This window comes from Cohnella sp. GbtcB17 (assembly GCF_019091135.1).
Taxonomy (GTDB): domain Bacteria; phylum Bacillota; class Bacilli; order Paenibacillales; family Paenibacillaceae; genus Cohnella.
On record NZ_JAGXJW010000021.1, the window covers coordinates 1 to 22,914 of the forward strand.

The 22,914-nt window shown below is 52.3% G+C and carries 14 protein-coding genes and 1 pseudogene; 8 read left to right on the plus strand and 7 right to left on the minus strand.

Going from position 1 to position 22,914, the window contains the following annotated elements:
- The coding region (locus KVT38_RS13330) for an aromatic-ring hydroxylase C-terminal domain-containing protein (protein WP_483298171.1) at positions 1–403 on the plus strand (403 nt) is incomplete at its 5' end.
- 42 nt (positions 404–445) lie between these two features.
- On the opposite strand, the gene KVT38_RS13335 is transcribed toward KVT38_RS13330, so the two are convergent.
- The 4 genes and pseudogenes from KVT38_RS13335 to KVT38_RS13350 form a co-directional block, all read right to left on the minus strand.
- A complete protein-coding gene (locus KVT38_RS13335; protein ID WP_217594218.1) occupies positions 446–1,657 on the minus strand; it encodes an MFS transporter in 1,212 nt (403 codons plus the stop codon).
- Between the two features lie 115 nt (positions 1,658–1,772).
- Positions 1,773–2,075: an ArsR/SmtB family transcription factor gene (locus KVT38_RS13340; protein WP_217594219.1), complete on the minus strand. Its 303-nt coding sequence runs from the start codon at positions 2,073–2,075 to the stop codon at positions 1,773–1,775.
- A 51-nt stretch (positions 2,076–2,126) separates the two neighbouring features.
- Positions 2,127–2,996, minus strand: a pseudogene (locus KVT38_RS13345) (SDR family NAD(P)-dependent oxidoreductase).
- A 53-nt stretch (positions 2,997–3,049) separates the two neighbouring features.
- A complete protein-coding gene (locus KVT38_RS13350) occupies positions 3,050–3,808 on the minus strand; it encodes an SDR family oxidoreductase (RefSeq protein ID WP_217594220.1) in 759 nt (252 codons plus the stop codon).
- 186 nt (positions 3,809–3,994) lie between these two features.
- Here KVT38_RS13350 and KVT38_RS13355 point away from each other — a divergent pair, with 186 nt between their 5' ends.
- From KVT38_RS13355 to KVT38_RS13385, 7 genes are all read left to right on the plus strand, one after another.
- A complete protein-coding gene (locus KVT38_RS13355) occupies positions 3,995–4,633 on the plus strand; it encodes a TetR/AcrR family transcriptional regulator (protein WP_483298172.1) in 639 nt (212 codons plus the stop codon).
- 170 nt (positions 4,634–4,803) lie between these two features.
- Entirely contained in the window at positions 4,804–7,860 is a 3,057-nt protein-coding gene (locus KVT38_RS13360; RefSeq protein ID WP_217594222.1) for an amidase family protein, read from the plus strand.
- 207 nt (positions 7,861–8,067) lie between these two features.
- The gene (locus KVT38_RS13365; RefSeq protein WP_217594223.1) at positions 8,068–10,866 is read left to right on the plus strand and encodes an S-layer homology domain-containing protein; all 2,799 of its coding nucleotides are present in this window, start codon (positions 8,068–8,070) and stop codon (positions 10,864–10,866) included.
- A 195-nt stretch (positions 10,867–11,061) separates the two neighbouring features.
- Positions 11,062–12,594 carry a sigma-70 family RNA polymerase sigma factor gene (locus KVT38_RS13370; protein ID WP_217594224.1) on the plus strand — a complete coding sequence of 511 codons (1,533 nt, stop codon included), beginning with the start codon at positions 11,062–11,064 and terminating at the stop codon, positions 12,592–12,594.
- 162 nt (positions 12,595–12,756) lie between these two features.
- Positions 12,757–14,763 carry a methyl-accepting chemotaxis protein gene (locus tag KVT38_RS13375; protein ID WP_217594225.1) on the plus strand — a complete coding sequence of 669 codons (2,007 nt, stop codon included), beginning with the start codon at positions 12,757–12,759 and terminating at the stop codon, positions 14,761–14,763.
- Positions 14,764–15,023: 260 nt separating this feature from the next.
- Positions 15,024–20,183 (plus strand): S-layer homology domain-containing protein, encoded by a 5,160-nt coding sequence (locus KVT38_RS13380; protein WP_217594226.1) that lies wholly within the window; start codon positions 15,024–15,026, stop codon positions 20,181–20,183.
- Positions 20,184–20,363: 180 nt separating this feature from the next.
- Positions 20,364–21,449: an L-dopachrome tautomerase-related protein gene (locus tag KVT38_RS13385; RefSeq protein WP_217594227.1), complete on the plus strand. Its 1,086-nt coding sequence runs from the start codon at positions 20,364–20,366 to the stop codon at positions 21,447–21,449.
- Here KVT38_RS13385 and KVT38_RS13390 read toward each other — a convergent pair whose 3' ends face one another.
- From KVT38_RS13390 to KVT38_RS13400, 3 genes are read right to left on the minus strand one after another with little or no spacing between them, the layout of a single operon-like run.
- Positions 21,450–21,875: a tetratricopeptide repeat protein gene (locus KVT38_RS13390; RefSeq protein ID WP_217594228.1), complete on the minus strand. Its 426-nt coding sequence runs from the start codon at positions 21,873–21,875 to the stop codon at positions 21,450–21,452.
- 57 nt (positions 21,876–21,932) lie between these two features.
- The gene (locus KVT38_RS13395; RefSeq protein WP_217594229.1) at positions 21,933–22,409 is read right to left on the minus strand and encodes a GyrI-like domain-containing protein; all 477 of its coding nucleotides are present in this window, start codon (positions 22,407–22,409) and stop codon (positions 21,933–21,935) included.
- 23 nt (positions 22,410–22,432) lie between these two features.
- Positions 22,433–22,912 (minus strand): GyrI-like domain-containing protein, encoded by a 480-nt coding sequence (locus tag KVT38_RS13400; protein WP_217594230.1) that lies wholly within the window; start codon positions 22,910–22,912, stop codon positions 22,433–22,435.
- Positions 22,913–22,914 lie beyond the last annotated feature (2 nt).

Genomic DNA, 22,914 nt, shown 5'->3' on the forward strand with positions numbered 1-22,914 from the left:
GGCTAATTATCAAATCGCCGCACAAGTTTCCGCAATGGATGTACATTATGCGCCCGACGCCGAGGCGCCCCCCCATCCTTTAAACGGGAAACGTATCAAGGTTCTAACCTTAAAGCTGAAAGACGGGCAATTGATGAACGCCTATCCGTTTCTGAGCAACGGTACGTTTCTTCTGCTGCACTTCCATTTAAAAGAACAGAATAGCGGTCAATGGGAGAATTATAGCAACCTTCAAGTCGTACATGCTTCTTTGGTTGGGGCAGAAGCGGATTGGAACGATGTTCATACGGCACTAATTCGGCCGGATGGACATATTGCCTGGGCGATTTCTCTATCGGATCCGAATCCAATGCAGACCATAAATGAAGGAATCGCTCGCTGGTGCGGTCATCATCCAGCTTAAGTTCAAAATGAAAAAGAACGTCCGGGAGAAGGACGTTCTTTTTCACCTGCGGCCGCCCAGCTTCAACTTGCCGCTCAACGCCCCAACGCCCTGTCTCCCGGCACTCATCCGCATCTTCAAGATCGCCACGAGCACGATCGCAATGGCGACGCCAGCCATCCCAACCCATGTAACCGACGAGAGGGACGTCCGGTCGACGATGACCCCTCCGATTCCAGCACCCGCTGCCATCGACAATTGCATCGTAGATTGGTTCAGACTCAGCATAATTCCAGAATAATTCGGCTCAATTCGCACCAGATTGTATTGTTGCGTTGGACCGGTGGACCAGGCCGCAAACGACCATAAGATCAGGAGGGTGACAATCGGCAGCCATGCGTGCGTATAAGCAACGGTTAGAGAGAGGAGGAGCAGTGCGGTGACGTGCAGGAGCATTCCCCCGGACAAAGTCGGGAATACGCCCCATTTATCCGTGCTGAAGCCGCCGGATCTGGATCCGATCAGGCTGGCGATGCCGAATGCCAACAGCACGCCGCTCAGCATTCCTTCTTTCAAACCGGCAACATGAAGCAGGTATGGTGAAATGTAGGTGTAGGCAATCGAGTACCCGCCGAGCCAGAAAAAGGTGATCGCAAGCCCTAGCGCTACTTTGCCGTTTTTCAGGAAGGCTAGCTGCTCGGACAAGGGAATCGGTTTATCCCCTTGAACCCGAGGGATGACGGCGTACAGGACGACCATAGCTGCCAGACCTGCCAGTGCCAATAGACCGAACACGGATTTCCACCCGAATTGCGCTGCGACGATACGTCCAAGCGGCACGCCGATAATTAAGGAGGCTGTGAAGCCCATAACGACGGTGGCAATCGCGCTCGCTTGTTTGCCTGCAGCGGCGATTTTCGCGGCAATGTCCAAGGCGGTGACCACGACCATTCCCGCGCCTATGGCCATGACCACGCGAGCTGCGACAAATAGGGAATAGCCGGGTAAAATGAATGAGAGTACATTCCCGATTACGAAGATGCCCAGCGCCCCGACCAACAATTTTTGTCTTTCTGCCTTGGCCGTGAGTGCCATGAGGATCGGGGTGCTGATGGCGTACACAAAGGAAAAAATCGTGACCAACTGCCCCGCAGAAGTAACGGAAATGCCCATCGTATCCGAGATCTTATCCAGGATGCCGGAAATAACGTACTCGGATGTGCCCACCAAAAAAGTAACCAAAGCCAAGAAATAGACTTTCCACGTGTTAGACAAGGCTGCTCTTCTCCTTTTTTATTATTTAATGATCGCCAACTAAAACTACATATCGTGATATGTCGATCTGTATAGCGAAATAAAAACTGAATACGTTTGAGGTATTCAGTTCAGATTAGAGTTCCTGATTCAAATAGGCAGCCAGCTCGCTTATTTTCTCTTCGTCGCGTTTGTAGTAGGTGTATTTGCCGATCCGCTCGGTCCGAATTAATCCGGCTCGTTGCAGAATGGACAAATACTGCGAAGCCGTTGACTGCGTCATATTTAACTTATCCGTCACCTGGCTCACGCACACCCCGATTGTCCTCATATCCACTCCTTCATGGGGCACAAAATGTTTCTCGGGCTCTTTGAGCCACTGTAGAATCTGCAGCCTCGACTCATTGGACAATGCCTTGAATACTTCAATAGGATCCATAGCTCATATTATATCTACATTTCTCGATATGTCAATTTCATATTATCGATCTTAGCTATGAACTTGAGCACTCCTGCCAAGGAATTCATGTTTATATATATCAGTGATTCTGTCCAGTACACGCTGCGCATATTCGGTGAATTTCAAGTCCGCAACCCGACCTTTTAACAAAAACACGCCTGATTTATCGCGATGTTTGCCGAGGGCTGCCTCATATAATTGGTCGGCGCCATGGGTCGGCGGGGAGGATAGGATTCTAAAAAGCAGTTGAAACCATAGGGGCATTCCCGAATCCTTTCCTTTTTTGAGCGTATTGTTAAGTCCCGGATCGACGCTGCGGATCTTGATGCCTTCCCTGGCAAGCTGCGGCGCCATGGCTTGCGTCCACAACGATAGCGCCAATTTTGAGGTCGCATAAGGACCAACCATTTTGCGAAAAGCTGTGGGATGCTCCAGGTTCTCGATCGAGAACTCCTTCGTAAATTTAAGGACCTGCGATGAAGTGTTAATTACCGTTTTTAATCGGCCGTTCTTCAACAGTTCCTTCAATTCCATCAGGATGAGATAGGGCACGACCGTCAATAACTCATAATGCTTTTCGCGGCCTTACAACGAATAGCACAGCTCGCTTAACCCGCCACCGGCGTTGTTGAACAATATATCGATCTTCTGCTCCTTGCCTTTGATATCCTCCAAAGCGCGCCTCAAGCTGTCATAGTCGGTGAGATCCGTTACTTTATAGGCTCGAAGCGATCCGTTCTTGAGGGCGTTTTGAATGAACGTATCGTCCGCCGGAAAGTCGGAACGGTTCAAAGTAACCACCTGCCAGCTCTGCGATAGCAATTTCCGCGCTAATGCCAACCCGATCCCCTGGCTTGCGCCTGTGATCAACGCGATTTGTTCTCGTTGGTTCGTACTCAATGTCTACCCCCCTTTTCCAAATACTTGTCTGGGCGACCGGGAATGTGGTGTGCTCAGATCTGGGAGCCGCCTCCGTCGACGGGGAACTCAGCCCCGGTCGTATAGGTGGCGTCAAATGCCAGGAATGCTACGACTTTGGCAACCTCGGACGGATCGCCCAAACGCAGCATCGGGATCTGCTGTGTCATCTGTGCCTTGGTCTGTCTGGCGGCTTCTTCCGGCATGGCCTTCTCCATAATACCTGTGTCAATGACGCCAGGACTGACTGCGTTGACGCGAATATGTCGAGGCAATAGCTCACGCGCCAGACTTCGAGTCATGGAGCGCAGTGCCGCCTTACTAGCTGCGTATGCACTCAGCATCGGGAGACCGACTACGTTTACGATCGAAGTGGTAAGGACGATCCCGCTTCCTTCGCTCAGAAGTGGAGCGAGCTTTTGCACGGTGAAGTACGACCCTTTGACGTTGATTGTATGTATCTCGTCGTATGCTTCTTCGGTCGTTAACTCGAAAGGGGCAAAGCCCGTGACACCTGCGTTAACGAATAGGGCATCTATCGTTCCAAATTCAGCCTTCGCTCGATCGGCCAGCGCAGCGATATCCTCCATGGAGGCGGCATCGCTCGATAGTGCGATGGCGTTGGCGCCGAGTTGCTCGCGAGCTGCGTCAAGCGTCGCCTGCGTACGTCCGGTAATCAGAACGCGTGCGCCTTCATCCACGAGCAGCTTCGCCGTCGCGAGGCCGATTCCACTGCTGCCTCCCGTGATCACAACCTTCTTGCCAAACCATTTGCCGTTGCCGAATGACTTCATTGAATATTCCTCCCTTTAGATGATCCGCAACCGGATGATTGGGTACAGGACAGATTATACAACAAACAATTAATAAAATAAACTCAATTAATTAAATTAGTAAATCTAATTCATAATATAATTGGTGTAAATAAAAGCAGCATATTTGTTATAATGCATTTGACAAGCATCAAAGGGGGCCTTTTCGTGAGAAAAACCGTAAGTGTAGAGACCTATGTAGAAAAAATAAAACCCGTCATAAGAAGGACCAAGTTCAGCCAATTGAAAGTCGACGATCTCGCCAAATGTATGGATATTAGCAAAGTGACGCTCTACAAGCATTTTGCCTCCAAAGATGACATTATCGAACAGGTTGTCCATTATTACATTGATTACGCGGAGAAAGCCGACATCGTGGTCCAAGATGATTCCGTTTCTTTTCTGGATCGTTTTCAAACGACATTTTTACAATCCTTGATGTGTGCCGCTTATATTTCTGATTTGTTCCTGCAGGATCTCAAGGATTTTTATCCGCGCCATTTGGACAATCTGTCCCTTGCCCTGCAGAATCGGAATAAAAGCTTGCAAACCTTTTTTGAAAAGGGAATGGAGCAGCATATTTTCAACCGATTGAATGCCGTATTGTGTATGGTACAAGATGACGCCGTGCTGCGGCGCTTTATCGAGCCGTCCTTTTCGATTCAGTACGATATCACCTTGAAGCAAGCCATTATGGATTTCTACCGCATGAAGAAGTATCAACTGCTCCAGCCTGAATATTTGAACAGGATCGACGACGCCGATATGGAAAGGAAAATCGTACAAATTTTGCAAACCATCTCATAGATGAGGCATGAGGCCGGATCGCTTTGGCTTTCAATGTTATGAAATGTCACAAAACAATCCACTAATTTCATCTAATATTGATGAAAATTACGAATGTACACAATCGTTATTGACTATCAATGGTTATAAGGTTATATTCCCTTACATACAAAGGAGGGGAATGCTACATAATGAATCAATTAAAACGTCTGCGTAAAGGTAAAAAGCAAGTGATAGCTGCTTCAATTGCATTCTCCGTTATCGCAACGGGCGTGTTTCCGTTTCAATCTGCGGATGCCTTAACTCGAGTTACCTCTGAGAGCGGCACGGTATGGGAGATTCACGATGCTTTTGCCCCTAGCTTAGACACGGGAAGCTTACGTACGGTGGGTACGACGCAGGTACAAGGCTTCGGCAATATCTTTGTTAAAGTGTCATCCCCCTCAGCTTCGCTGATGAACGGTCAGATGATGCGCGGGTTTAACTTGTCCTATGACGGCGTCAATAAATTTGTTTCCACGCAATCTGTAAATCTGGGAAATATATTGATCACCCGCGAGGTTTACGTTGATACCAAAAATAATAGAACGAGATTTTTTGATACTTTTACGAATGTGAATAACGTGGCCGTAAAGGTCGATGTCTCATTTGGGGGCTCTTTAGGATATGGTACAACAACGAATGCCGCAGTCGTAAAGGCAACCTCTTCGCACGATCTCAAGGTGACGACGGATGACTCATGGGTGGTTGTAGACAGCACCGCTAAAAACAATAAGCCGCTAGGTATTGCCGTCGGATCTCCGGATCCATTCGATAATGGATTAACCGGATTAGGCGACCAGCAAAAGGATCCATTCACGACGCCGTTAGCCGAATCCGGAAACGAAGCGAATTTTTATGGATTCATTCATACCTTACATATTGAGCCGGGCGAATCGAAGTCGCTCGTCAATTATGTACAAGTCGGAGAAGCCGGCGAAGAAGGATTAAACAATCTGGTTGCTACGCTGGATGGACTTAACGGTCAGCTGGATGTAACCGGATTAAGCAATGCGCAAATTCGTTCCATCAGCAACTGGGATATATCCGGCATCGAGGGACTTGATACGGGAGATCAGCTGGTTATTCCAAATGCGCCTGCAGCCAATCCATTCGTAACTTCATCCCCCTATGACGTGACCAATAAATCGATTGCAGAAATGCAGCAGGATATGATGGCTGGCAGAACCACTTCCGTACAAATTACGCAAGCCTATCTGGATCGGATTAAGGCCTACGATATGGGTCAATTGGGATTTCATGCCTTCTTGCATGTATCGGAAACCGCACTTAACCAGGCACAAGCTGCTGACAATGCTCGCGCACAAGGGGCAAAAGGCGATCTGCTAGGGATTCCGATTGCAATAAAAGATATTTATGATACGAAGGATATGCCGACGACAGGCGGCAGCAAAGCGCTCGAGGGCTGGCGGCCTGAATCCGATGCCTTCCAAGTCAATAAGCTGCGAGAAGCGGGAGCCGTCATTATCGGTAAGGTAAACACATCCGAGTTTGCGAACAGCGGCAGCTTTAGCGAGAGTGGCTGGCAGCAAACATGGAACGCGCTGTATCCATCCAAAACATCGTTTGGCTCGAGCGGCGGGTCCGCAGTATCGGTTGCGGCTGATTTTGCAGCGGCGGCCATGGGATCGCAAACAGGGGTATCTCTCTATGCGCCGACGACAGGCGCTAGCCTGAAGAGCTTCCGCGGTACGGATGGGATGGCCAGTACGACGGGCGTGATTCCGCTCACTTGGGGACAAGATTATGCAGGTCCGATTGCTAAAACGGTGACGGATCTGGCGATTATGTTGAATGCGACAACGGGTACGGATCCGAAGGATATTTTCACAGTGACCGCCGATGCAGATCACAAACGTCCCGCCGACTGGAAGGAATCGCTAGACGTTAATGCCTTGCAAGGAAAGAAAATCGGCTATATTCCTGCATCCTTCGTATCCACCTATGCGGACGATGATACCGGACAAGCCGTCATGGATAAGTTCTCGCAGCTTCAAGCGGCCGGCGCAACCATGGTTGAGATGTCGGCATTGCCGGCAGCGCCTACTCGTCCTGCGGGTATTAACGGATCTACGGAGGGCTGGGCACGTTATATTGAGCTTCATAAGGATTTCCCTTACGCGGATGGAGCGAGCGTATTAGCTTCGGATAAGGTGCTTATCTATAATAAAAGAGATTATACGGCACCAACGCGTATGACGGAACAGGCTGTACAAGATTACATGAAGTATCGAACGGACTATAAGGAAGTTATTAAAGGTTGGATGGACGCAAACGGCGTCGATGCTGTCGTCTACGCAGGCTTCATCAGCGACGTATATAACAATGATGCAGCAGCCGCTCAACTAAGCTCCGACCGCGGCACGGGCGTATTGACGTCCAATGTCGGTCTGCCTACGGTAGTTGTTCCCGTAGGGACGAACGATAGCGGATATTCGATCTCGATGCAGCTTGTAGGCCGAGCATGGGATGATGCAAAGGTGCTAGGTATGGGCTATGCGCTTGAGCAACAAACGAAAGCCAGATTGCTCTCATCGTTTGTTCCGGCACTGCCATACGTTTCAAATAATCCGGGCCCCATCATCGATAATGGACCAACGCCTCCACCAGTTAAAGAAGAGCCTGTGACGCCTCCAGAAACAACGACACCTCCTGAACAGCCGGAAGTCGTTCATTTCACGGATACAACGTATCATTGGGCTAAAGCCAGCATTGACGTTCTTATTGCTAAGGGATTACTAGCGGGTTACTCCGATGGAACATTCCGTCCGAACGCGGGATTGACTCGTGCCGAAGCCATTAAGGTCATTGCCACTTACATGGGGCTTGAAGGAAAAGAAAGTAACTTTGCAGACGTATCCTCAACGCATTGGGCAAATAAGTTTATCGGTGCAACTGCCGAAGCTGGCTTGATGACCGGATATAGCGACGGAACATTCCGTCCGGATGTGAAGATGAATCGTAGTGAGTTAGCTGCACTCATTGCCAGAGCCTTTAAGTTAACGGGCACCGGACAAACGTCATTCAAAGATGTTAAAGGAAATGCCTGGTCGTACGCATACATTGATGCACTCGCGTCCAATCAGATTATTACAGGCTACACGGACAATACGTTCAAGCCTGAACAAGAAATTTCCAGAGCGGAGTTTGCAACGATTATTGCCAGATTGATAGGAACGAAGGAATAAGCGTGGCAGTGCAGATAGCTGAAACAAAGCCTTAAACGTAAAACGGGGCGGAGCAGGGGATTTCCTGCTTCGTCCTGTTTGCGTTTTGGTCCATGGGTCTGGACTTTCATAGTTCTTTCATTGGCCCATGTTATGATGTGGGACGGAAAATCATGGAGTGATGCGTCGGGAAAACTGTAAATTTATTTGTGAGTAGGGGGCAGTAAAATGAAGGATATGCGAGAACGATGGATCATCGTTTTTCTCGTGTTTGTGCTGTGTTGCGCTTCTTTCCCGGGATGGATGGCGACTGGGGGGATCGTTTACGCGGCGGACGACTTTGCGGGAGGAGACGGAACGACGGGCGACCCTTATCAGATCGAATCGGCAGATCAACTGGATCGTGTGAGGGATTACTTAGACAGTCACTTTGTTTTGAATCATGATATCGATATGCGTGCGTTCGATGCCGATCATCCGTGGGAGCCGATTGGCGATGAGACGATCCCATTCACAGGGAGTCTGGACGGCCGAAATTTTAAAATTACGAATTTAGTCATTAATGCCCCTGCTTCCAGTCAGCCTGTGGGGCTATTCGGCGTTGTAGCAGGGACGAGCAGTTTTATACAGAATCTCATCATCGATGCAGTTGAAGTAAGAGGCCTTGATTACGTAGGGGTGCTGGCTGGCCGGAATAGCACGACGATCCATAACGTTGGCGTTGCGGGGAACGTATACGGTCAAAACTTTGTAGGCGGTCTGGCAGGGGCGAGTGCAGACTCCCATTTAACGAACAGCTATGCGACTGGCGACGTATTCGGAACAAATGATGTAGGCGGCTTGAGCGGACGCGTGGATAACGGAGTTGTATCCTACAGCTATGCCGCGGGCGATGTCAGCAGCCCGGTTGATGTAGGCGGACTAATCGGTAAACAAGAGGATACCCATGTCTCTTACAGCTATGCAGTTGGTAACGTAACGGGCTGTGAAGATGTCGGCGGTCTCGTAGGAGATAATGGCGACAACTCGCTCATTTCCAACAGCTATGCCACTGGAGCGGTGACCGGCTCGTGTGAATCCGGGTATCCAGGCGATTCTGTGGGCGGACTGGTAGGGGATAATAGCGATGGCGATATTGAAACGAGTTATGCAATCGGGCGAGTTATAGGGGGTTCTAACGCAGGCAGCCTGGTCGGCATTAGCGGCAGCGGGTATGTGGACAACAGCTTCTATAATATGGAGACGACGGGGCAGTCGGATGTTAGCGGGCAAGGTCTGACTTCCGACGAAATGAAGGACAAGCAGAACTACACGGGCTGGGACTTCGATACGGTATGGAACATGGAAGCACCGCACCACGGTGGATATCCCTATGTAAAGGCCATTCAAGCTTTCGTAACTTATGCCGGGAACGGTACGGACGGTAGTGGTGAACGGACGAGCAGTCAATCTTATTTGCCCGGATCGTTTGTGGAAATTCAAGATATAAGCCACGAATGGACAAGAGCGGGCTATCGATTCAATGGCTGGAACACAGCGGCAGACGGCAGCGGGGATGCTTATGGCGCCCATCAGACGATTACATTGAGCGGCAATATTCTTTTGTATGCGAATTGGAAGCAGCCAGCCGTACCTGCGATCGCGACACCGACGGACGGTGAATATACGAATAACCGCTTGCCGGCGATCAGCGGTTTGGCGGATGAAGGCGTATCGGTAGTGATTAGATTGGATGGAAGCGAAGCGGCAACGGTAACGACAGCGGCTGATGGGAGCTGGTCATGGACGCCGCCTGGCGGACTTGCAGACGGCTTGCATACTGTGAGCGCTGGCGTAGTCGATTCAACCGGGAATCCAGTCAGCTTATCGGCGGAGCATGCGTTCACGGTGGACACGGTGCCCCCTGTCATTGCCCTGTCCGGAGATGCGACGGTTACCCTCACGGCAGGAACCTCCTTCGTTGATCCTGGCGTAACCGTGGCAGATGCGGAAGGGGACATCGTGGCTTCGGTCACGGGCAGCGTAGACCATCAGGTGCCAGGCACTTATACCTTGCGATATGATGCGACAGATCGCGCGGGAAATGCTGCGGTGCCGGTGATCCGTACGGTGCAGGTGATCCCGCGGAGCTCCGGGGGAGATATTTATCAGCCGTCAAACAACGCGAATCTCGTGCGGTTGATCGTGAAGGCGAAGGAAGGCGATCTGGCATTAACGCCGGCATTCCCGGCAGGCACGACCCGTTATCAAGCGGAGACGACTGCGAACGAGGCAACGATCGAAGCGATCCTTTCCGATGCGAAAGCGACTGTAACCTTGGATAAGACCAATCTGGTTGGAGGAATAACGGTTGCCCTTGATGAGGGAGACAATGCGTTCGAACTCATCGTTAGAGCGGAGAGCGGCGCCCTCAAGACGTACAACCTGACGATTCGTCGTTTGACAAAGCCCGAGGAACCAGGGACGGTAACCCCCGTCTGCACATTCCGGGATATCAAGGGTCATTGGGCAGAGCTCCCCATTTGCGAAGCCTTCGAGATCGGGATTGTAGAGGGCCGGTCCGAGGCGGCGTTCCAGCCTCAAGCGGATATTACCCGCATCGAGTTTGCGGCCATGCTGCTGCGTGCGCTTGGCACTGACACAGGGCCTGCCGAGCGCGCGCTCCCCTTCACCGATCAGGGGCGAATTCCTGCTTGGGCGAGCGATGTGGTCGGTACGGCAGTAGAGAACGGCGTATTGCAGGGTTATCCGGATCGTACGCTTCGACCGATGCAAAGGGTAAGCCGCTCGGAGATGGTTGTCATAATGGCAAGGGCAATGAAGTGGGAGAGCGAGCCGGGAGGCACCGCCTTCGCAGACGATGCGGATATTCCGCATTGGGCGAGCGGATACGTCCAGGGCGCCGTTCGGAGAAATCTGGTGCAAGGACGCGAAGGCAATCGGTTCAGTCCATCGGATCCGGCTACAAGGGCGGAAGCAACGGCGTTGCTATTGCGACTGTGGCGCAATCTCTCAGTGGCTCATTGATGTATTCTCCGGTTAGAATAAGGTGACACGAATGGCGGCCATAGGGCCGCCATTCCTTTTGGCCGATAAACCTGTTAAGGAGAACCGTACCATAAATAACGGCATGTTTTGTGCTTGCTGCCCGAGCTGCGGTAACCTTTTGCACGGAGGCCGGCACTTAGTATGTAAGACACGGATACAAAGGAGGTGCCGCAGGTGCGACAATGGATAGAACAAGCGAAGCTGGGCGATCCATATGCCTATGAACAGGTTGTTCTTCATTTTAAGGGAATGGCTTATACAGTGGCATATGGAAAGTTAGGGGATCCGTTCTTGACGGAGGATGCGGTGCAAGAAGCATTCGTGGAGGCATTCGCCAATCTCGCCAAACTGCAAGATGCTGAAGCGTTCCCTGGATGGTTTAAAAAAATCGTCGAGCGTCAATGCTATCGATTCCTTCGCAGGAAGAAACGGATCGCGTTGCCGCTCAGCAAGGCCGTTGCTATACCGGCGGACACCGGCGACGTGGAGTCGATCATTGAAAGCAAAGAAAGGCGGGAGACGCTGCTCCTCTCTATGGAGGGTTTGCCTCAGCATTTGAAGCTGGCGGTACGCCTCTTTTATTTTCAAGGCTACTCGCTTAAGGAAATATCGAGTTATTTGGGCGTGTCTTCCTCGGTCTTGAAAAAACGGCTTTTCGACGCCCGGCGAAAATTGAAGACGTCGCTGCTGGTCTCCGACTTTGTATCCGTGTTTAATGACTTGTACCAGGGAGGAGTACCCATGCTCCATATTGTGAACGGGGACGTTGTCGGTAATAAGCTAAGACAAGGAAATATCGCGGGAGACATTTTAGTCTGGAGGGAGATCTATCCGGTGGGCCCGGCGTTTGAAAAAATGAACGGGCGCAAGGAAAGGTTATGCAGGGCTCAATATTTGGAGCGGACCCTCGGTATACCTGCTATGGACTTCATTAAGAACTGCGAAACGCAGGAGCAAGCGATCCAGCGCTTCAAAAAGTACGAAGAAGTGGTGATGTGGTTCGAGCATGATTTATTCGATCAAACCATGTTGTGCTACTTATTGGATTGGTTTGCCAAGCAATCTTTAGGCAGAACCCGGATCAATCTCCTCTGTATCGGGGACTATCCCGGTATCGACTTGTTCCGCGGGATGGGACAGCTGACATCCGAACAGTTGATGACTTTATCCGGCACGTGGAGCCGCATTGGAGAAAGGGAACTTGAACTGGGCAGCCGTATTTGGAAGTCGTACACCTCACCGCGTATAGAGGATCATATTGAAATCTTGCAGCTGGACACTTCGGCACTGCCTTTTGCACGTGCGGCTTTTACCCTGCATGCAGCTCGTCTTCCTTCACCGGTTAATGGATTGGGCATTGTCGAGCAAACGATTCTGGCGTTAGCCCAAGCGGGCATTCAATCATCTATCGAACTGTTTAAGGAGATGGGCAAGCTTCTGCACGAGCTGGGAATGGGGGACTTGGAGTACTGGTATCGGTTAAAAACGATGTCTGCGCAACCGGGTGCTCTCCTTATACTTAACGCTCCGGATGCATCCCTAGACAAATCCATGGTGGAATTAACGGATCTGGGGAGGAGGGTATTGTCCGGAGAAAAAGATTGGCTAAAGGAAAAAGGTATCGATGAGAGATATGGAGGTTTGCATCTTACGGAAAATACCGAGTGGCGCTGGGACCGGACGGGGAAACGGTTAGTCTATATTTAGATGGAGCAGGATCAGGGCTCCATGGCAATGCCGGTATTCGAGGGCGCCAGCCAATGGGTTACTAAAGTATACCTTGTTTACATCTTCATATTGATTTTACAAGACCCGATATAAACTGTTGGACAAACAACCAGTGCAACAGGTATCGGAGGACGGAATTTTATGAAGTTCAAGGGGAATCGGGGAAGAAGCTCTATACGGCTGAAGCTGTCGATCGTGCTGCTCATGATGGTCATTCTTCCCTTGCTAGGTACGACGGTGTTCTTTATTCAGTACTTCACAGGCGTCTCGAAAGACAACAATGGACGAATCCAGGAGACGATCGAAGAGCTGAATATTTCCCGAATCGACGATTGGATGCAATCCAAATTTTCCGCTTTACAGGAGTTAAGCGGGCAACATCAAGGCGAGTTCCAGACGGCGGATCCAAAGAAAATCATACCCATCCTTAAGGTGCTCGACGAGAGCGATAAGGAGATCGGCGCGTATACTGTGCTTGATTCGAACGGCAAAGGCATCGATACGAACCAGCTACCCCTCGACGCTTCGGATCGGGAATATTTCATCAAGATTAAGGAGACGAAGCAGCCGGTCATCTCGGACATGCTGGTCAGCAAAAAGACGAAAAAGTACGTCTTGCCTTTGGTCGTTCCGCTGCTGGATGCTTCCGGCCAATTCGTCGGCGCCATTTCGGCTAGCGTGTCTCCCGAGATTCTAACGACGTTGACCAATAAAATCAAGGTTGGCAAAACCGGGTTCGGTTACATCCTATCGGGAAGCGGCGACTATTACACCTATCCGGACCAAAGCAGGATTGGAAAAAAGCTAGAAGACTTCCAGCCCTCCGATAGCGAGAAAAAAGCCTTTCAGAAGATTCTGGCGGCCAACTCGAGCGGGTCTGTCGAATACCGGGAGTCTGGAGGAAGGCAGCTTATCGTTCATTACGACTCGATTCCGAACACGGATTGGAAGCTGATCGTGGCTGCGCCCAAAAGCGAAATCATGGCGGATGTGAATCACGCCAAGACATTGACCGCTTGGATTATCGTCGCGGTACTTCTGATCGTCGGACTGATCGCCGTGTTCGTGACGGGCTTGATCGTCAAGCCAATCTTGGCGATCTCTGGCGTGATGAAAAAAGTGGCTGCCGGAGACTTGAAGGACCGTGTACCAGTCCGGACAAAAGACGAGCTCGGGCAGATGGGCGGCAACATTAACGAGATGATCGACTCCCTTGCCGGAATCGTACGGCAAATCAATAAGACGGTAGACCAGGTGGCGAGCGAATCGGAGGAGCTGAAGCGGTCGGCAGAGCAGTCTTCCGATGCCGCTTCGCAGATTGCAGCCTCGATTCAAGGGGTGGCGGACGGTGCCGATGCGCAGCTGCAAGGGTCGGAGCAATCAGCCCGGGCCATGGAGGAGGTGGCTGGCGGCATCCAGCGAATCGCCGAGTCCTCCGGCAGCGTGGCGGACATGACCAACCGCGTTGCTCTTGAAGTCGAAGACGGCGTCGCCGACATCCGCACCGCGATCGAGCAGATGGATGTGATCGGCGCTTCCGCGGGAGAAGCGTCGACTGCGATGGAGGAATTGTCCGCACGCTCCAACGAGATCGGACGGATCGTCGACGTCATCTCGGAGATTTCGAACCAAACGGCGCTTCTCTCCCTGAATGCCTCGATCGAAGCCGCACGTGCCGGCGTACAGGGCCGAGGCTTCGCGGTCGTGGCCAATGAGGTCAAGAAGCTCGCGGAACAAACCCAACGTTCGGTAGAGGACATTGGCAGCCTGATCGGCGGCATTCAACTGACCTCGGACAGGGCCCTGCGCTCTATGCAGCGAAACGTGGAAGCGATCGACGAAGGCGTCGTAAAGATGAGAAGCATCGGCGAAGGGTTCCAGCAGATCCGCGTCGCGGTGCGAGATACGGCCGGACAGATCCAGGATATCTCCGCCACGACCGAACAGCTGTCCGCCGGCTCGGAGGAGATATCTGCGTCCGTCGCGGAAATGGTCGGAATCTCCAAAGCATCTGCAGAGAATACGCAGACCGTGGCAGGTTCGGCGCAAGAGCAAAGCGCCATTGCAGAGGATATCACCGCTTCGGCGCAGACGGTGAATCAGCGGATGGTCGAGCTCAGATCGATCGTGCATACATTCAAAGTATAATCGTGATCGCCGCTATGTCCTTTTGCTTATAATAATTGACCAGTACGATCCTTCTACAAAGACAGGGCCATCCCAATGGGACGGCTCTGTCTTTTGCTGCCTTGGTTAAACAAAATGCAAGGCACAGTCAAATTTTATCCCTAGAGAGTGGGCTTGCCCCACTCCTTTCTTTGAAGAGGAGGACTATTGTAGAGGATAACGGTAACTGCTTGCGAGAGATAATGAAGGCGGTTACAAAACGTTTATTTTAGGAGGTACATATGCTAACGAGAAAAGTAACGGCTTTGCTACTCGTGCTTGCCATCATCCTCACAGGCTGGATGCCCCGGACGGTCGGTGCTGCCGACTTCGATCAGAACGAGACCGTGTCCTTAACGGATACCGCCGCCACGGCTGATTTGATCTCTTCGCCGCAGGCCGCCGAGGAATCGGCGATCGTGCAGAGCTATCCGATGCCATCCATCTATACGCCATCTCAAGTCTATTCCTTAAAGGCGGGCAATGAAACGGTTCCCGTCATCGAATATTTGCCGGAATACGACTACGCCGAGTTTTCTTTTTCCGGGACGGTCAGCATCGAGGTGACGGCGGATGAGCCGATTACCTCGTATTCGATCAGCCCGCTGGCCAAGAACATCCAGGGGACGATCGACGGGAACAAGCTGACGTTTACGCTTTCTTCCTCTACCTATGTCATCGTGGATATCAATGAAGTTCCGGGGGAAAAGGCGGACGAGACCGATCCTGCGAAAATCCGAAAAAGACTCGTCATTGCGGCCGATCCGCTTGAGACGGATATTCCCGCAGCTTCGGGTCCCGGCATTTATAACGTGACGGCCGCGCCCTACAATGCGGACAACACAGGGGCCACGATGGCATCGGATGCGATTCAGCTAGCGATCGACGATGCCAATCAAGCTGGGGGAGGCACGGTATATATTCCAGCCGGCGTCTATCTCTCCGGCAATCTGACCTTAAAAAGCAACGTCACCTTCTATCTGGCCGGCGGCGCCGTCATTGTCGGCACGGGCAGGGGCGAGGATTACCGGAACGACTTCCGCAAAGATTCCATCTCGGACGGCACGTACTTTATCCGAACGGAAGTGAATTCGGAGAATATCACCATGCGCGGCCGCGGCACGATCGACGGCAAAGGGATCGAGATGCGCAAGCGCAAGATGACGAATCCCCCGTCTACGCATAAGGCAGGGGAAGGCTTCATCAACAACCTGGTAGTGCCGATGGCGACCAGCCATTTTACGTTCGACGGATTGATTCTGCGCGATGGCGGCTTCTGGGCGTTCCTGGTCGTTCGTTCCGACAATGTGACGATCACGAATTACAAGGGCTTTCAAGATCTGCATGTGCTGGAGGATGACGCCATCGATATCAACGAGAGCCAGAACGTGCTGGTGAAGCATGCTATCGCCATCTCGGACGACGACACCTTCTCCACCAAGACATGGCCGCAGAAAGGCATGTCCAAAGATTGGCCCGGCGCGATCGAGAATCTGGTGAATGTAGTGTTCGACGATTGTCTGGCCTGGACCCGCGCGGCGGCCTTCAAGATGGGCATGGGCATATGCGTGCCGCAGATCGGCGTCGTCTTCCGCAATTCCTATGTGTATCAAAGCGCCAGAGCGCTGCTCGTCGATCATGCTTATACGGAAAATCCGCTTCCGGTGGAAGGTTGGGCCAAGGACATCACGTTTGAGAACATCGATATCGAGCGGGTCGGCATTAACCAGTTCGGGAATTATTGGCTCCGGGTATCCACCAGCACGGCCGGCGACGTGAGCAACGTCCTGCTCAAAAATATCAATGTCCGCCAAACGGGAGGAGAATCCCCGATTCAAGGAAACCCCGTCAGAGGCGGCATGGTGAACGGGGTCACGTTTACGGATATTTATGTGAGGGGCACGCTTGCGAAAAGCTTGAGCGATATGAAGGTAGCCGTGAAAAATGAAAATGTGAGCGGCTTGGTCATTGCCAACTCGACGCCGGCCATTTTCAGCGACAACTTCGAGGATGGCGATACCGGGGGATGGACCAGCTTTGCAGGCAGCTGGACGGTGACAGACGACGCCTCGAACGGCGGCGCCGCGAATAAAGCGTTGTCCAGCTGGAACCAGACCAAGACCTCTCTCCTTACCGCCAACGCCGGCGCCTCCTGGTCGGATTATGCCTATGAAGCCAAGGTGAAGCTGCCTTTTATCAACGGCGAGGAGAACGCAGGCCTTCTCTTCAGGGTGCAGGATGAAAATAACTATTACATGTACCGGATGAACGCCAAGTCCAAGAAGATGGAGCTGTTCAAGTCCGTAGCCGGAACGCTCACCCTTGTAGCCGACACGCCCTTCACGTCCGCGAAGCAGTGGTATACGGTCAAAGCGGTCGTCCACGGGAATACGGTCAAAGGCTATGTCGACGGCGAATTAAAGACGGAATGGACGAATCCGACAACAGAATTGACAGCGGGCGGAATCGGTTTCCGCACCACCTCGGCCAAGGTATTGTTTGACGATGCAGCCGTGTCCGCCATTAATGAAGCGCCGACGGATATCGTGCTCTCGCATGACAGTATCGCCGAAAATACGACCGCGGGAGGCGTTGTCGGAACCTTCTCCACCGTCGATCCCGACGAGCAGGATACGTCCGCTTATGCGCTGGTGGAAGGGGAAGGCGATACGGACAACGGCAGCTTCTCGATTGCCGTGCTCGGGAATGCGCTGATGGTCCGCTCCGAACCGGATTACGAAACGAAGGACAGCTACAGCATTCGGGTGAGAACGACGGATTCGGGCGGACTTTATTACGAGAAGAGCTTTACGATTCATATTCTGGACAGGGATGAGACTCCCGTCGATTCGGATCCGGATGCCGTCCTGTACAGCGACGATTTTGAAGACGGGAATACGGCCGGATGGACTTCTTCCGGAGGCACCTGGAATGTCGCGACGGATGTCACGAAGGCGCTCGTCCAGAAGTCGAGCACGACGGCCTTTATTGCAGCCGGCGATTCATGGACGGATTACGTATTTGAAGCCCGGGTCAAGGTTCCGATTACGAATGCGAATGCAGGCATCGTCTTCAGAGCGACGGACAACAAGAACTTTTATATGTACCGGATCAACGCCTCCAACCAAAAGCTGGAGTTGTACAAATGCGTGGAAGGCACCATGACCCTCGTATCCAGCACGTCGTTCACGGCTGCCGCGAAGCAGTGGTACACGTTAAAAGTGATCGTGCAGGGGAATACGATAAAGGGTTATGTAGACGGGGAACGGAAAATCGAGTGGACCAATCCCGTAAACGAATTGACTGCAGGCAAAATCGGCTTCCGAACGACCTCTGCAGATGTCATGTTCGATCAAGTTCTCGTGACGGGCATCGCGCAGGCGCAGTCCGAGCCGCACAAGGCCGATGAATCCAAGAACACTGTAACCCTCGACCGAAGCAGCGCAGCCGCAGGGCAAACGGTCGTCATAACGGCTGAAGGGGACAGACAGTCGGCTGACGGCGCAGTTGAGGGAGACGAGAAATTCGTCCCTGCAACCTGGACTTCCACAGAGGCCGGCAAAAACGGCAGCTTTGCCTGGGATGAGGAGGCGGGCGCGTACATCTCCAGCTATACCGTCTCCGAGGTCGGCGCTCATGCCGTAACGGCTACTTTTCAGAAGCAAATATGGACGGAATCCGCCTGGGTTAACGAAACGACGGCTGCCCGGTCGGTGACCCTTACCGTATATGCGCCGGCGGACGTCAAAGAAAATTTCCTCAGCGTCAGTCCAAGCCAATTGGTGCTGGGGCAGACCGCCGTCCTGACGGCGGAGGGCTACCATCAGAACGTGGAGCCTTCGATCGTCGGCGAGGAACGGTATTATCCAATCGCGTGGAGCTCCACGGAAGCAGGCAAGTCGGGGGAATTCAGCGTAGCCGGAATCGTATATCAGGCAGACTACACGCCCGCCGAGGCAGGGCGCTTCACGATAACGGCGACGTATCGGAATCAGGTGTGGGACGGAACGGCATGGACCGATACCGATCTGACCGATACCAAAGCCGTGAATCTGACGGTTGTGGCCAAATCAACAGACGATGGCGATGGAAATGGTAATGGTGATGGCGATGGCGATGGCGATACGCCTCCTTCGCCGGCACCGGGTACCACGGGAACAGGTACGCCTGCGGCTACGCCGCTCGATATCGGCCAGGCCACGTCCGCGCAGGAAGGCGGGAGGACCGTCACAACCATTTCGATCGACCCGGTTAAATGGGAGCAAAAGCTGGCGCAGGGTGGCATGGGCGCCACCATTGCCATTCCGGTGAATGCGCCATCCGACAAGACCGTGGTTGAATTGACCGGGCAGTTGCTGAAGGCGATGGAAGCCAAGGAAGCCGTGCTGCAGATCCGGACGGAGAAGGCCACCTATACGCTGACCGCGGCGCAAATCGATATGGATGCCGTATCAAGGCAGTTGGGGGCGCCGGCGGACTTGCAGGACATTAAAGTCGGCATTACGATCGCGACGCCAGCGGATGAAGTCGTGAGTCAAATGCAGGACGCTGCCAAGGAGAAAGGGTACCGGATCGTCGCGCAGCCGATTGAATTCAAGATTACGGCCAGCAGCGGCAGCAACGCTTTAGAGGTCTCGAGCTTTAAAGGTTATGTGGAAAGAACCCTTCTTCTTGAAGAAGGGACCGACCCGGGCCGGATGGCGACGGGCATCGTTTTCCACGAGGACGGATCCTTCTCTCCGGTGCCAACTCAAACGGTGGTCGTCGACGGAAAAGTGTATGCGAAGATCAACAGCCTGACCAATAGCATCTATTCGGCCGTTTACACTTCCAAGTCCTTCACGGACATCGCTTCGCATTGGGCCAAGGATGCGATCGATGACTTGAGCGCGAGACTTGTCGTCGACGGCAGCGGCAACGGGCGGTTCGAACCCGACAGGGAGATGACCCGTGCGGAGTTTGCGGCTATCCTCATCAAGGGACTCGGGATCGCGCGGCCGGGTACCGGAACGGATATTTATAACGATGTGACCGGCGACAGCTGGTATTACGATGCCGTCGCGCAAGCGCATGCATACGGAATCATCGACGGGTATGGCGACGGCGCATTCGGACCGTCGGATACGATTACCCGCGAGCAGGCTATGACCATGACAGCAAAAGCGATGCAAATCACCGGATTAAAGGCGGAGCCGGCGAAGGACGAAGCCGATCTCCTACTGGCCAGGTTTGACGATGCCGGCGATGTCTCCGACTATGCCAAAGCCGGCATCGCATCCTGTCTGAAGGCCGGGATCATTTCCGGACGGAACGGAACGACCCTGGCGCCAAAAGATTCGATCACCCGCGCGGAGGTGGCCGTCATCGTTCAGCGGCTTTTGCGGCAATCCGGATTGATTTAGCAACGGCATGGCCAGCGGGGCAGCGTTCCTCTTACGGGAGGGCACGCTGCTCTTTTTTTGGCGGTAGCGGCCTGCTTGAAAAGGCACTTTATGATCTGATCGCAGGCATTTGAACCCCATTTACGCATATAAATTGCTGTTAGCAGTTTGAACCGGTCGGAGGGGATTTTTATCCAAGCGATGCTGCCGAGCGAGAGGTACTTTGGCAAGTTCGAGGCGGTTTTTTTATTTTACGGCGCGATGCCTACAGGCGTTGCTGTTTCTGAAACCGGGCGAATTTTTACTTGTTTTCCGAAATGGGGAGACGACGTTAAATTTACGGTCGCTGAAATCGTTCGCGATACGTTGGAGCCTTACCCTAATTTAGAAGCGAATGAGGCAAGCCCGGCGAATATCACAACGTCGTTTATTAGCGTCCAAAGCGTCGTTGCCGATGGAAAGGGTACGCTCTGGGTGCTGGATACGGGAGCTCCTAATTTCTCCGAACCTATCAAAGGAGGGGCGAAGTTAGTCGCTGTTGATTTAAATTCAAATACCCTAAGACGCATATATACATTCACGGAGGAGATTGTCCTGCCGACCACTTATTTGAATGATGTCCGGTTTGATTTTCGTGTCGGCAAAGCAGGCTATGCTTATATACCGGATTCGTCTTCCCGGGGGCCAGGAGCCATTATTGTCGTCGATTTAGAAACCGGCCATGCCTGGAGACGGTTAAACGGAGCCCATTCGACTTCGCCCGATCCCTTTTTCTTGCCGAAAGTGGAAGGCCAAATCCTGGCGAACCGAAACAAGGACGGATCTACTTCGCCCTTTAGATTGGCATCCGACGGTATCGCGATTTCTCCGGACGGCAAGACGTTGTATTATTGCCCGCTCTCCAGTCGTCATCTGTACTCGATATCAACGGAAGCGCTGAGGGACCGAACGATACCGGATATGAATGTACAGCAGCAAGTGATGTATCGGGGAGAAAAAGGAGCTTCGGATGGCATGATCACCGATGCCAAAGGAAACGTATACGCGGGAGACTATGAAAACAATAGCATTCGAAAAATATGGCCGAATGGAACCATGGAAACCATCGCGCATGATCCGAGAATTTTATGGCCGGATACGTTTTCGATTGGCCCCGATCGATACTTATATTTTATCGTGAACCAATTACACCGGCAGTCCAGATTTCATTATGGCAAAGACCTGCGGCAGAAGCCGTATAGTCTACTCCGTATGAAAATAGACGAACCGCCTGCTCCATCCTTGTAGTTAGCGAAATTCTATGTTTGACTCCAAAAACGAAAGATACTTTGGGTCGTCTTCCATAAATATCTCAATGCCGGCGCCCATGTAAGCCCGAGTTAACTCGTCGGCTGACTTTTCAAAGTTTTCCTGTTCGTAATAGATCTGCCCCAGCCGAAGATGAATATACGGATTACCCAACCCCTTCGGACACTGTACGGCATTAAAAAAGCACTTGAAGGCCTTATCGTAATTTTTCATCCGATAGTGGACATCCCCGATAGCGACATAGATCCAGGTAGCGGCTTCCCATTCTTGATGATTTTCAGGCAATAAACGGAGGGCGGCCAAATAGTTTTGCTTGGCAGCCTCCAGATCGCCTGTCTTCACTAAATCATCGCCTTGTTGACATAGTGCCCTGATTGCGGAATGAATGGAATCTGAGAGCTGCAACGCGATCGCTCCTGTTCAAGCCCTCTCGTGATTACGCATCGCGAGAGGGCTTACCTTTTATTTTTTAACCACAGGAACCCAAAATTCGCCGTAGAAATGGCCGTCACCGTTTTCCTGGCGATAAGTCGCATTCGGACCGCCGATATAAGCATAGTCGGTGACTTGCGGCAACACTTCGCCAAAAGCACGGTAAGTCAACTGATCGAACAAAGCTTCCTTTTCGCCGGTTCCTGCAACCACGATGTACTCGCTCTCCGGAAACTCGATGATGCGCGTGGCGTCAGCCACCGCTTTGCCGGCTTCCACCGCGAAATAATTCCACGGTTTGCCTTGATAAACCTCGTTGACCGACCATTCGCGATCGTCTTTGGCCGCCGCTTTGAGCTTGCCGAAACGCCCGTCAGCCTTGAGCCCTCCCCAAAACGCCGCTTTTTCCTTTTGCAAAGCCGGCGCGTCCTGGAAATTGGACCGAATGGAAAAGCCATAAGCGGTTAAAGTAAACGATTTTTTATATTCAATGCTGTAATTCGCCATGAGCGTGCTCCTTTTGGCTTTTATCAGCCTGCTGCTTTTTGCGCGCGAAGCCACATCTCGCCGTAGAATTTACCGTCTTCAGCCGGCTTGACGAAGGTTGCGTTGCCGGGACCCACGTACTTGTAGTCCGTAATTTCTTGCAGCAGGCCGCCGAAAACTTTCCCTGTTATTTCGTCGGCGAGCGTGTCTTTGTCCGCGCCTGTGCCGGGCACCACGAGGTAGTCGCCGGCGAGGAAGTCGAAGACGACCGCGTCATCCACGTCGTATGCGCCCATCACGCCGAAGCCGCGCCAAGCCTTGCCGTCGAGGACGTAGTTGATTTGATACACTTGCCCGTCGGCGAGCGCGAGAAGCTCGGCAAGCTTGCCGTTTTCAGTAATTTCGGCTTTTTTTGCTGCCGTTTTTGCCGCATTGCCTGCCCAGTCGTTGTAGTCTTCCAGTATAACGCCGAAGCCAGTCATTTTGTAGTTTTCCGGGATGGTTTGGATGGTGTAGTGAGACATTT